This window comes from Micromonospora sp. CB01531 (genome assembly GCF_001905095.1).
In the GTDB taxonomy this organism is placed as follows: domain Bacteria; phylum Actinomycetota; class Actinomycetes; order Mycobacteriales; family Micromonosporaceae; genus Micromonospora.
Map to the genome: position 1 here is coordinate 109,006 of NZ_LWLS01000058.1, position 11,900 is coordinate 120,905.

The window sequence follows — 11,900 nt, forward strand, 5'->3', positions numbered from 1 at the left end:
CGCACGACCGGCGTCGCGGGCCCTGCGCGCGTCCGCCCTACGGCATCCGGTCGACCAGCTGGGCCACGGCCTGCGCCTGATCGCGGTTCACCACCGTGAAGTGGTCGCCCTCCAGCACGTGGACGCGGGCCTGCAGCGCCGCCGCGGCGTGCCGCAGCGGCGACAGGTAGCCCGCCGCCGGACCGGTTAGCCCCCGCGACGCCTCCACGACGTCCAGCTCCAGTCCCTGCTCGGCGACGAACGAGTACCGCAGCAGCGCCCGGGTGTTGGCCTCGAAAACCCGGTACATCGCGTGCAGCTCGGCGTACGTCACCGACTTCAGCTCCTTGAGCTGCGGCGGCGGCGCCGCCCACGTCCGGCGTAGCGTCTCCTGGACAGCATCCGTGGCGCACGGGTCGCTCGGCACCTCCACCGGCGCGCCGGCGAGGTTGTGCAGGAACGCCTGCACGAGGGTGGCGTCGTCGACCGGGCGGCCGGTGCCGCAGCCGACCCAGGGGTCGATGAGCACCACCGCACACTTCCGTCCTTGCCACCGCAGCCGCCGGGCCATCTCGTACGCCACCACGCCGCCCAGCGACCAGCCGGCCAGCCGGACCGTCCGGTCCGGTGGCTCGTTCGCGATGACCGGCGCGAGTTCCGCCAGGTACCGGGTGGCCAACTCCTCGATGGTCACGCCCGGCTGCGCCGGGGACGGCGCGGACAGGCCAAGCACCCGATGCCGCTCGGCCAGCTCGGCCACCAGCGGGCGGTAACACAGCAGGTCGCCGCCGACCGGGTGCACCAGGACCAGCGGACGGTGCCCGTTGTCGGCCAGCGTGACCAGGCTGCGCGCCGGCCCGGTGCCGCCTGCGGCGTCGAGCAGGGCGGCGAGCTCCCCGACGGTGCCCGAGGTGTACAGCGTGGCCAGCGGCAGCCGCCGCCCCAACTGCTGCTCGATGCGGTTCATCAGGCGCGCCGCGAGCAGCGAGCTGCCGCCGTAGGCGAAGAAGTCGACGGCGCGGCCGACCTCCGGCACGTCCAACAGCTCCTGCCACAGCGCGGCCAGGGCCCGCTCGGTGGCGGTGCGGGGCGCGTCGTCGCCGACCTGCCGGGCGGCCCCCACGGCGGCGGCCCGCTCGGCCAACTGCCGCCGGTCGACCTTGCCATTGGCGGTCAGCGGCAGCCGAAGCCGCACCTCGATGCTGCGCGGCACCATGTAGTCCGGCAACCGGGCCACGAGGTGGGTCTTCAGCAGCGCGACGAGCTGCTCGGCCGGGGTCTGCGAGGCCACGAAGGCGACCAGCGACACAGCCCTTCCGTCGCTACGGGTGACCACGGCGGCGTCAGCGACCGCCGAGTGAGCCAGCAGCGCCGCCTCGATCTCGCCGAGTTCCACCCGGAAGCCGTTGACCTTGACCTGTGGGTCCTCCCGGCCCAGGAACTCCAGCGTGCCGTCGGGCCAGTAGCGGGCCCAGTCGCCCGTGCGGTAGATCCGTTCCTGCCGCCGCGGATGCACGAGGAACGACGCGGCGGTCAGGTCCCCGTCGCCCAGGTAGCCCAGGGCGAGGCCACGCCCGCCGATGAACAGCTCGCCCGGCACCCAGTCGGGGCGGTCCATCAGGCGGGCGTCGAGCACCTGGAAGCGCTGGTTGCGTAGCGGATGGCCGTACGGGATCGAAATCCAGTGCGGGGGCACCCGCACCGGCACCGGGTGGTAGTTGGACCAGATCGACGCCTCCGTCGCGCCCCCGAGGCTCGCGCACGCGGCGTGCGGCGCGATCTCCGCCAACTCCGCGCCGAGGTTGATCGGCACCCAGTCGCCGCTGACCATGGCCAGCCGCAGCTCGGTGAGCGGATGCCGGCCGCTCGTGCGTACGAACTCCACGAACATCGCCAGGTACGCCGGGACGCTGTTCCACACCGTGACCCCGGCGGCCAGGCACAGCTCGTAGAGGTGGGTGACCTCCCGTTCCTGCCCGGGTGTCGGCACGACCACCGCCCCGCCCGCGGCCAGCATGCCGAACACGTCCCACACCGACAGGTCGAATGTGTAGTCGGAGACGGCGAGCACCCGGTCGCGGGGGCCGAGGCCGAACCGCTCGTTGATGTCGACCAGCGTGTTGACGACGCTGCCGTGCGAGATCATCACCCCCTTCGGCGTGCCGGAGGTGCCGGAGGTGAAGATGACGTACGCCAGCGACTCCGGGTCGACGTCCACCGCCGGCCGCGCCGCCCCGTCCTGACAGGCGATGGCGGTGGCGATGTCGATGGTCCGCGCGCCCGCGTACGGCTCCTCGCCCTGGACGCTGCGGTCGGCCAGCAGCACCCGTAGTCCGCAGATCTCGGCCACCTGCTCCCGACGGCGGCGCGGCCACCGCGGCGAGACCGGCACGTACGCGGCCCCGGCCATCAGAACCCCGATCAACGCGATGATCTGGTGCGCCCCGCGCAGCGCCTGCACGCCGACCACCTCGCCGGGCCGTACCCCGGCGGCGACGAGTTCCGCAGCGACGGCGCTGGCCTGGTCGCGCAGCTGCGCGTAGGTGATCTCCCGGCCGCCGGCGATCACCGCGAGCCGGTCCGGCTGCCGCTCGGCCTGCTCCTCGAAGAGCTCGTGCATGGTGACCACCCGGGCGGGCGCCGCCGTGTCGTTGACCTGCTCGCGGATCTTGAGCTGGGCCGCCGGGGTGAGATCGAACGATTCCGTCCCCCACGCCTCGTCCTCGGTGGCCAGCCGGATCAGCAGGGACCGGTACGCGGCGAACATGTCGTCGATCATGCCCGCCGGGTAGAGGTCGTCCGCGCTGTCCCAGGTGGTGACCAGAGCGTTGCCGGCCACGAACACCTGGTGGTCCAACGCGACCTGCGGCGTGCGGACCTTGCCCTCCAGCCGCTGCCAGCCGAGGTGTTCCAGGAAGACCCCGGTGTCGGCCTCCCCGACCCCGAGCATGCTGGTGAACACCACCGGCATCAGCGCGTTGCGGGCGTTGCCCTGCCGCTGGTTGAGCTGCCGGATGACGGAGACCCCGCTGAAGGAGGAGTGTTCCATGTCCTCGAGCAGTTGCCGGCGCCAGGCGCGGGCCCGGTCGAGGAAGGTGTCGCCCGCGCTGCCCTGGCGGCACTCCATCAGCAGCGTGCTGCTGAAGTTGCCGATGATCTTGTCGGCGTCCGGGTGAAACGGCAGCCGGTCGCCGTACATGATGTTGATGGTGAAGTCGGGGTTCTTCGACCAGTGCCGCAGCACCTCGCAGAACGCCGCGCCGAGCACCATGGTGCCCGTGAGTCGACTCTTCCTGATGCGCGTGGCCAGGCTGGTCCACTGTTCGGGGGTGAGCTTGAAGACCCGGCGCACGAGGCGGGGGCTGGGGTCGCCGGTCATCCGGCGGCGGGGCAGCTCCGGCGCAGCGGGCAGGCTGTCCAGCCGGTTGAGCCAGTAGCGGCGGGCCCGCTCGTGTTCGTCGCTGTCCTTGCGCCCCTCGAACTCGCTGCGGTACTCCCGGAAGGTGTACCGCAGCGGGGGCAGCGACTCGCCGTTCAGCAGGGCCCGCAGCTCCTGGGCGAAAATCTCGCCCGAGAACCCGTCGATGGCCAGCAGCCGCGCGCACACCTGCACCACAACGTGGGTGTCCAGGGCGAAGACGAAGACCTCGAACGGAGCGTGCCCGTCGCGCGGTGGCCCCTCGTCGTAACAGCGCTCCCGATTACGGGTGAGGATCCGTCGCCACACATGCTCCGGCTGGCCGCGTAGCGACCGGTAGATCAGCGGTACGGGAAGCTCGTCCTGGACGTGCAGCAGGCCCGTCTCATCGAAGGACGCCCGGAGCATCTCGTGCCGGCGCATGAGCTGATGCAGGGCCGCGCTGAACGCGCGGACATCCAGCTCCTGGCAGGCGTACTCCTCGTAGAACAGGGCGGGGCCGCCGAGCTGGAAGTCGCCCAGCTCGCCGAGCAGGTACGCGTACTGCAGGTCGCTCATGGGCGCCGAGCGGGCGCCCGAGGCGTCCGCTCGGGAAGCTGCCGACGGCGGGGCCGGTGGGACGATGGCTGACGATGTGTGATGCTCCGGTCCCGTGATGTCCATTATGTTCCCCCCAGGATGGTCGATTGTGGACAAGCTGGTACAAATGATCTGACCGGAGATATGCTCCGGACGGTCCCCCGTGGGATGTGGTCGACCGGCGATGCCCGGCGACCGGGCAAGGGAGCGCAGGGAGGCGAGCGGCGGGGGCTATCGCGCGGCGGCGGCCCGCAGCTGGTGCACCGCCTCGGTCAGTTCCGCCGGGGTGGGCCGGTCGAATACCTCGATCATCGGCAGTTGTACGCCGAAGACGATGTTCACCCAGTGCACGATGGCCGCCGCCGCCATCGAGTCGCCTTCGAGGTCGTCGAAGAAGTCAGTATCCGGCCGCACCTGGCGGCCGAAGATGTTCTCCCAGATGTCGACCATCTGTTGTTCGTTTGTCACGATGCCTCCCCATGACGTGCCCGGCCGCCGAACGCGGCCGGTGCTCACCTCGGAGCAGGTACCGCCCTCCATGGGCGGGTGCCCAGGTCATTTATCAGTGTCTTTGTCTCTAGAAAGGCGTCGACGCCCGCCCTGCCCATTTCACGTCCCCAGCCCGATTCCCGCATTCCGCCGAAGGGCAGCGCCGGATCGAGAACGTGCCAACTGTTGACCCACACGGTGCCGGCCCGCAGCCGGCGGCCGACCTGGTGCGCCAGCCCCAGATCGCGGGTGAAGACGCCGGCGGCGAGCCCGTACGGGCTGCCGTTGGCCAGCGCCACTACCTCCTCCACAGTGTCGAAGGCCTGCGCCACCAGCACCGGGCCGAAGACCTCCTCCCGGACCACCGGCGCCTGCGGGTCGGCCCCGGTCACCACCGCCGCAGTGCAGAAGAAGCCCGGCGAGTCCGGCGCCTGGCCGCCGGTGACCCGCGCACCGCCGTCGCGGGCCGAGCGCAGATAGGACAGCACCCTCGCCCGGTGCTCCGCGGATATCAACGGCCCCATGTCCGTGTCCTGGTCCAGCCCGTCGCCGAGCCTGATCGCCGCGGCCCGCTCCCGGATCCCCGCGACAACCTCGTCGAAGACCGGCCGCTGCACATACAGCCGGGACCCCGCCACGCAGGTCTCGCCCTGGTTGTAGAAGATCGCATGGGCCGCGCCGTCCATCGCCCGAGCCAGGTCGGCGTCGGCGAACACGATGCTCGGTGACTTGCCGCCCAACTCCAGGGTCACCCGGCGGAAGTCGGCGGCCGCGGCCTGGACGATGCTGCGCCCGACCTCCGTCGACCCGGTGAACGTGACCTTGTCGACGCCCGGGTGCGCGGCGAGCGCTGCGCCGGTGCCACCGTCGCCGGTGACGATGTTCAGCACGCCCGCCGGCACGCCGGCCTCTCGCACCAGCTGCCCGAGCAGCAGCGCGGACAGCGGCGTCTGCTCGGCTGGCTTCAGCACCACCGTGCAGCCCGCTGCCAGGGCGGGCGCCACCTTCGCCGCAGCCATGTAGAGCGGGAAGTTCCACGGGATGATGGCCGCCACCACACCCACCGGCTCGGGCACGGTCAGGGCGACATGCCGCTCCGGGCTGGCGGTGTAGAGCGAAGCGTTCTCGCCGTTCAGCCGGCCGGGCCAGCCGGCCATATAGTGGAACACCGCGGCGGCGGCCGGGACGTCGCCCGCCCGGGCCACCCGCAGCGGCTTGCCGTTGTCGAGGCAGTCCAGCAGAGCCAGCCGGTCGGCGTGCGCGAGGATCAGGTCGCCGACCCGGTGCAGCAGCCGGGCCCGGGCGGCTGGGGACATCCGGTGCCACCGGGATCCGGGCTCGCCGGCGGCGCGCGCCGCAGCGACGGCCCGGGCCACGTCCGTCGGATGGGCGTGGGCAACCGTCGCAAGTGTCTCTCCGGTGGACGGACACACAGATGTCAGCAGACGACCATCGTTCGCGGGCGACCACTTGCCTCCGATGAACAACTCTCGAGGTAATTCGTCCAGACAGGACATACGTGGCCTGTCGGTTTCTGCGGTCGCCGACATGCACGACACGCTAGCGCAAAGACCACGCTCGGCATACGGTCAATCGGACGTAGCTATGTGCGTAACAGGCCGCCAGACTCAATCTTTCCGACGAAAACATCGGGGTAGGGCATGAGGTATCCGCGGAGTGTTTATCGCGTCTTTGACAGGATGCTTGCCAAGAAGCGTGGTGGGCGCAGCTGGCCGACCAGCTTCGCCGACCGGCTGACCCATCCGGTGCCTGACTCCCGGGCGGTCCGCAAGCTGATCACCGAGGGAGGGATGCGGCCCGACCTCAGCCAGGTCGACCGGATTCCCGTCCACCCCGCCACCGACCGACTGCCGCCCGCCGACGCGGGCGAGGTGGTGGCGACCTGGGTCGGCCACGCCTCATTCGTGCTCCAGATCGGCGGGCTCGTGGTGCTCACCGACCCGGTGTGGTCGCGCCGCATCCCCGGGGTACGGCCCCGGTTCACTCCGCCCGGCCTGCGCTGGGAGGCCCTGCCCCCGGTGGACGCCGTCGTCATCAGTCACAACCACTTCGACCATCTCGACGCGCCCACCATCCGCCGGCTGCCGCGCCGCGTTCTGATGCTCGTGCCCGGCGGCCTCGGCTGGTGGTTCCGCCGGCTGGGGTTCACCGCCGTCGTGGAGCTGGACTGGTGGGAGAGCGCCCGCCTCGGCGCGGTGGAGTTCCAGTTCGTCCCGGTGCACCACTGGAGCCGCCGGACGCTCTTCGACGGCTGCCAGAGCCTGTGGGGCGGCTGGATGCTCGAGGCCGACGCCGGCCCCGCCGCCCGGGCCGGCGCCGGCCCGGTGGACCCGGCCACCGGCGTCGGTGCCGGTCCCACCCCCGGGGCCGGACCCCTGCGCGTCTTCTTCGCCGGGGACTCCGCCTACGGGCCGTACTTCGCCGAGATCGGGCGCCGCCACGGCCCGATCGACCTCGCCCTGATGCCGGTCGGCGCCTACCTGCCCCGCTGGTTCATGAAGCCGCTGCACATGAGCCCACCCGAGGCCGTGCGCGCCTGTGGCGACCTGGGCGCCCGACGGATGGCCACCATGCACTGGGGGACCTTTGCGCTCTCCGCCGAGGCTCCGCTGGCGCCACTGGAGCAGGCCAGGCAGGCGTGGCAGGCCAGCGGGCGGGCCGCCGAGGACCTGTGGGACCTGGCGGTGGGGGAGAGCCGTACCCTGCACCGCGCCGTGACCACGCCGGCCGCCGGCTGACCGGCGCCGGCCCAGGACGGCTCGCGATGGCGCCCGCGCCCACCGCACGCGGGCGCCGCCGCCGGCGCGCCTCGGTCGCCGGCCGCGGGTCAGTCGCTGCCGCGTCCCGCGACGGTCCGGCCGGGGCCCGCCGTACGGCGGGCAAAGAACCGGTTGGGTGCCAGCGCCGCCCGGTACGGCAGCAGCAGCGGCAGCCGGTCGCCGACCCGTTGCCGCCAGATGAAGAACTCGCCGCCCTTGTCGCCGAACGGGGCGGGCAGGAACTTGGGCTGGTTGACCGTCACGAACGCCAGCTCGGTGAACTCGGTCCTGCGACCCAGCACGAGGTCGCGCAGGATCTTGCCGCCGGTGTGACTCGCAGCGATCCCGCTGCCGGTGTACCCGTGGCCGTAGACCATGCCCGAGTCGGTTCGGCCGAACTGCGGGATGAAACTGTGGCTCCAGCTGATGAGGCCGCCGTTGCCGTGGCTGAACCCGACGTCCCGCCACTGTGGGAAGAACTCGCGGAACGACTCGCCCAGCTTGTCGAACGCCTCGTCGTTGCGGCGGTGGCGGGGATCGGTGTCCCGCTGGCCGAACATGTACCACAGGCCGCCCGCCCAGAGCACCCGGTTGTCGGCCGTCAGTCGCGCCGCCGTGGAGAACGACAGCGAGTTCGCCACCCCCTCGCGCCCCGGCCAGGCCACCCGGCCCAACTGCTCCTCCGTCAGCGGATCGGTGACCAGCAGGTAGTTCCACACCGGCATCTGGCGCGGGTACAGCTCGGGGAACGCGCCCTGCATGGCCTCTGTCGCCACGACGACCTCGTCAGCGGTGATCGTGCCGTGCGGGGTGCTGATCTGCCACTTTCCGTCGACCTTCCGGATCGTCCGCGCCGGGGTCTGCTCGTGCAGCACCACACCCTGTTCCCGCACCACCCGGGCGAGCCCGCGCACCAGCCGGTACGGGTTGAGCAGCGCACCGCTGACCTTCAGTGCCCCGACGACGGTCGGCGAGCCGATCCGCTCCTGCGCCTGTGCCCGGTCGAGCAGGCGGAACGATGTCACCCCGGCCCGCTGAGCCCGCTTGATCTGCAGCTCCAGTCGCGCGAGCTGCTTGGTGTCCGTGGCGACCTGGAGGATGCCGGTGTTCTCGTACTGGGCGTCGATGCCGTTCTGCCGGCAGAACCGGCCGATCTCCAGGATCGACCGGGCGACCGCCCGGTAGACCCCACCTGCCTTCTCCGCCCCGTAGTACCAGAGCATCCGGCGCAGCACCTTGCCGGCGGTCATCTGCACGAACCCGGCGTTCATCCCGGACGCGCCGCTACCGGCGAACTCCGCCTCCACCACCCGCACCGAGATGCCCGGGTCGGCCTGCTTGAGGAAGTGGGCCGCCCACAGGCCGGTGTAGCCCCCGCCGACGATGCACACGTCGCAGGAGGCATCCCCATCCAGCGGCGGGCCGACGTCGGTCGGTTGCGTGGAGTGCCAGTACATCTCTGTGGACAACTGCGCCATACGGGTTTCTCCTTAACGGCTGTCGCGGGCAGGAACGGCTGTCGCGGTGCGGGCGGGTGACGGCGTCACGCGGGGCGGACGGCCAGCGGAAGGCGCTCGAAGGAGCGCAGGCTCCCGTGGTGGCGGCGGCGGGCGTCGCCGTCGGCGGCGATGTCGCGGAACCGCGTCGCGAGCGCGGTGAACGTCAGCTCGCCCATCAGCCGGGCCAGCGCGGTGCCCAGGCAGTGGTGCAGGCCGCCGCCGAAGCCCAGGTGCGGGTTCGGGGCCCGGGACAGGTCCAGCTCGGCCGGCCGGTCGAAGACCGCCGGGTCGCGGTTGGCCGCGCCGAGCAGCAGCATCACCGACCGGCCCGCCCTGATCTTGTGCCCGCCGATCTCGACGGCCTCCCGGGCCACCCGGATCGCGTTCTGGATCGGCGAGTCGAACCGGAGGAACTCGTCGACGGCCGACCGGACCAGCGTGGGGTCCCGGCGCAGCCGGTCCAGTTGGTCGGGATGCTCCAGCAGCGCCATGCATCCGTTGGAGACCAGCCCCATGGTTGTCTCGAACCCGGCGTGGAACAGGAACAGCAGGTTGTCGACGATCCCGGCGACGTCCCCGCGTTCCTCCGCCGGAGCCGCCGCGAGCATGCCGGCCAGGGTGGCGTCGCCGGCGGGGGCGTCCCGCAACAGGTCGGTGACGTACTCGCGCAGCCAGGCGACGGCGGCGTCGACGCCGCCGCGCTCGTCGGGCTGCAGGTTCGCCGCGTCGAACACCCGGGCCAGGTCGATCACCCGGGGCAGCACCTCCGCCCGGTCGGCGTCAGGGATGCCGATCAGCCGGCAGATCACCGTGACCGGCAGCGGCACGGCCAGCTCCGCGACGAGGTCCAGGCGGCCGGCGTCGCGAGCCGGGGCGAGCAGGTCCGCGACGAGCGCGGCCACCGCCGGGGTCATCGCCCGCACCCGGGGCAGGCCGAACGCCTGCCCGAGAAACCGGCGGGCGCGGGTGTGCTCCGGCGGGTCCTGGGTGAGGACGATGCGGGAGGGAAACTCGGCCGCGGGCCCGTCGCCCAGGGTCAGGCGGATGAACTCCCGCGGGAAATGGCTGGCCAGCCGGCCGTCACGCAGCAGGGCGCTGACCGCGGCGTGGTCGACCACCAGCCACTGTCCGAACTCGCCCCGCACGACCGGGCCCTGCGCACGCAGCCGCTCGTACTCCGGATAGGGATCGTCGGCGCAGGCCAGGTCGACCGCGGCGATCCGGGGCCGTGCAACGGCGTCGGGGAGCGTCACGGCTGCCCGCCGACGCGCTCGGCCCGCCGCGCCCGGTGGTGCTTCCGCATCTGCCGCATGAAGTAGTCGGCGTTGAGCCAGTACAGCTCCAGCCAGATGTTGTCCGGGTCGCGCAGCCACACGCCGTGTCCGGCCTCCAGGAACAGCTCCTGCACCCCGCCGTGGCTGACGCCCACGGAGTCCAAGTGCGCCACCCAGGTGTGCAGGTCCTCCCGCTCGGGAACGTGGAACGCCAGGTGGTGCAGCCCCACCCGGTGCTCGTCGAACGGCTCCTCGACCGGCCGGTCGGCCTGTCCGAGGACGATGGAGGTCAGGGCGCGGGAGTGCAGCAGCGTCCGGAACGTGAACCCCGCCTCGGCCGGCCGGGCGTCGCGCACGACGGTGAAGCCCAGCGCCCGGCAGTACCACTCGGTGCTGCGGTCGAGGTCCCGGACCGTCAGGTTGATGTGGGTACCGCCGTTGAGCGGGGGTACGGAGTCGTTGACCACGGGGTTCCTCTCGCAGAAGACGATCAAAGAACGGTTCGCATGACGGCTGCCGCCAGGGGCGCCGTACGCCGGAGCCGGTCCTCGTACCGGTCCGCGGCGGTGGCCAGCGCGCTGACCGTGCGGACGCCGACGGCCCGCAACGGTTCCGGCTCCCAGCGGCGTGGCCGGTGCCCGGTCCAGAACAGCCGCGTCTCGGGCCGGTTCACCCCGGCCACCAGGGCAGCCAGCGTGCGGCCGGCGAGGTTGCTCAGTGCGATGCCCTCGCCGCCGTAGCCGCCGGCGTGGCCGAGGCCGCTGTCGCGGTCGTACACCACGGCGGGCTCGCCGTCGCGGTGCATTCCGTACGCGCCGCTCCACTGGTGGCTCACGCGCGCGTCGGCCAGGGCGGGGAAGCTCTCCGCCAGGGACTCGCGCAGCCGGGCGAAGACCCGGGCGCCGGAGCGGGCGGTCGCGTCCGGCCGGGAGCCGGCGCGGTAGCCGGCCCCCCGGCCGCCCACCAGCAGGCGGCCGTCGGCGGTGCGCTGGAAGTAGGCGAACTGGTACCGGGAGTCGGCGACGGTGACCCGGTCCCGCCAGCCGGCCTCGCGCCACCGCCATTCCGGCAGCGGCTCGGTGGCCAGTACGCGGGAGATCACCGGCAGCACCCGGCGGGCGTGCCCGGGAAGTCCCCCCGTGTACGCCTCCGTGGTGCACAGCACACTGCGGGCACGGATCGTGCCCCGGTCAGTGACCACGACGCCCGGCCGCAGCCCGACCGCGCGGGTGCCCTCGACGATGGTCACCCCGCGCCGCTCGACGGCCCGCGCCAGCCCGGCGGCGATGACCGCGGGTTGCACGGCCGCGCAGTGCGGCGTGAAGCCGGACAGCAGCGCCCCGGTGACGCCGACCCGGTCGGCGGTCTCGGCGGGCGACAGCAGCGTCATGTCGGTGATGCCGAGCTTGAGCCGCATGTCCTGCCAGTTCCGCAGCCGCGCCACCTGGGGTTGGGTGCGGGCGACGTAGAGCGAGCCGTCGCGCCGCCACCCGCAGTCGATGTCCTCGGCGGCGAGGACCCGCTCGATCTCGTCCAGGGTGCGCCGGCCCGCACGGTAGAAGCGCATGGCGTCCATCGGGCCGTAGCGCTGCACAAGGTTGGCCAGCAGGGCGGGCATCTCGGTGGTGCACCAGCCGCCGTTGCGCCCGCTGGCCCCGTAGGCCACGCGCTCGGCGTCGATGACCAGCACGGAGGCCTGCGGCGCCAGTTCCGTCAGGTAATAGGCGGTCCACAGGCCGGTGAATCCGGCGCCGACGACGACCACATCCGTCCGCACATCGCCGGACAGGGCCGGCCGCGGCTCGCGCAATGGCGCGGGCAGCGTGTCCAGCCACAGGCTCACCGGCCGCCGGTGCCGGTCGGGGGAAGCCGTCATGTCGCG

Annotated in this window: 8 protein-coding genes; 1 reads left to right on the forward strand and 7 read right to left on the reverse strand. The window is 72.4% G+C overall.

Annotation, left to right across the window (positions count from 1 at the left end):
• Window positions 1-37: 37 nt before the first annotated feature.
• From A6A27_RS10255 to A6A27_RS10265, 3 genes are all read right to left on the reverse strand, one after another.
• Window positions 38-3,955 carry a non-ribosomal peptide synthetase gene (locus A6A27_RS10255; protein ID WP_073834316.1) on the reverse strand — a complete coding sequence of 1,306 codons (3,918 nt, stop codon included), beginning with the start codon at window positions 3,953-3,955 and terminating at the stop codon, window positions 38-40.
• 252 nt (window positions 3,956-4,207) lie between these two features.
• Complete coding sequence (locus A6A27_RS10260; RefSeq protein ID WP_073834367.1) at window positions 4,208-4,444, reverse strand: acyl carrier protein; 237 nt, start codon at window positions 4,442-4,444, stop codon at window positions 4,208-4,210.
• Between the two features lie 44 nt (window positions 4,445-4,488).
• Window positions 4,489-6,015, reverse strand: coding sequence for an aldehyde dehydrogenase family protein (locus A6A27_RS10265; protein ID WP_083672533.1), 1,527 nt, complete (start codon window positions 6,013-6,015; stop codon window positions 4,489-4,491).
• A gap of 150 nt (window positions 6,016-6,165) precedes the next feature.
• On the opposite strand from A6A27_RS10265, the gene A6A27_RS10270 reads away from it, so the two are divergent.
• On the forward strand, window positions 6,166-7,224 hold the full coding sequence (locus A6A27_RS10270; protein ID WP_241825211.1) for an MBL fold metallo-hydrolase: 1,059 nt from the start codon (window positions 6,166-6,168) through the stop codon (window positions 7,222-7,224).
• An 89-nt stretch (window positions 7,225-7,313) separates the two neighbouring features.
• Here A6A27_RS10270 and A6A27_RS10275 read toward each other — a convergent pair whose 3' ends face one another.
• The 4 genes from A6A27_RS10275 to A6A27_RS10290 form a co-directional block, all read right to left on the reverse strand.
• A complete protein-coding gene (locus A6A27_RS10275) occupies window positions 7,314-8,723 on the reverse strand; it encodes an NAD(P)/FAD-dependent oxidoreductase (protein ID WP_073834319.1) in 1,410 nt (469 codons plus the stop codon).
• Between the two features lie 65 nt (window positions 8,724-8,788).
• Entirely contained in the window at window positions 8,789-9,997 is a 1,209-nt protein-coding gene (locus A6A27_RS10280; protein WP_073834320.1) for a cytochrome P450, read from the reverse strand.
• A complete protein-coding gene (locus A6A27_RS10285; protein WP_073834321.1) occupies window positions 9,994-10,485 on the reverse strand; it encodes a VOC family protein in 492 nt (163 codons plus the stop codon). The genes A6A27_RS10280 and A6A27_RS10285 overlap by 4 nt, the downstream gene beginning before the upstream one ends.
• Window positions 10,486-10,508: 23 nt before the next feature.
• Window positions 10,509-11,894 carry an NAD(P)/FAD-dependent oxidoreductase gene (locus A6A27_RS10290; RefSeq protein WP_073834322.1) on the reverse strand — a complete coding sequence of 462 codons (1,386 nt, stop codon included), beginning with the start codon at window positions 11,892-11,894 and terminating at the stop codon, window positions 10,509-10,511.
• Between the last annotated feature and the right edge of the window lie 6 nt (window positions 11,895-11,900).

Bases quoted from the DNA above. Each gene is read 5' to 3' on its own strand.
- A6A27_RS10255 (WP_073834316.1), bottom strand. From the start codon at position 3,955: ATGAGCGACCTGCAGTACGCGTACCTGCTCGGCGAGCTGGGCGACTTC.
- A6A27_RS10265 (WP_083672533.1), bottom strand. From the start codon at position 6,015: ATGTCGGCGACCGCAGAAACCGACAGGCCACGTATGTCCTGTCTGGAC.
- A6A27_RS10270 (WP_241825211.1), top strand. From the start codon at position 6,166: ATGCTTGCCAAGAAGCGTGGTGGGCGCAGCTGGCCGACCAGCTTCGCC.
- A6A27_RS10275 (WP_073834319.1), bottom strand. From the start codon at position 8,723: ATGGCGCAGTTGTCCACAGAGATGTACTGGCACTCCACGCAACCGACC.
- A6A27_RS10290 (WP_073834322.1), bottom strand. From the start codon at position 11,894: ATGACGGCTTCCCCCGACCGGCACCGGCGGCCGGTGAGCCTGTGGCTG.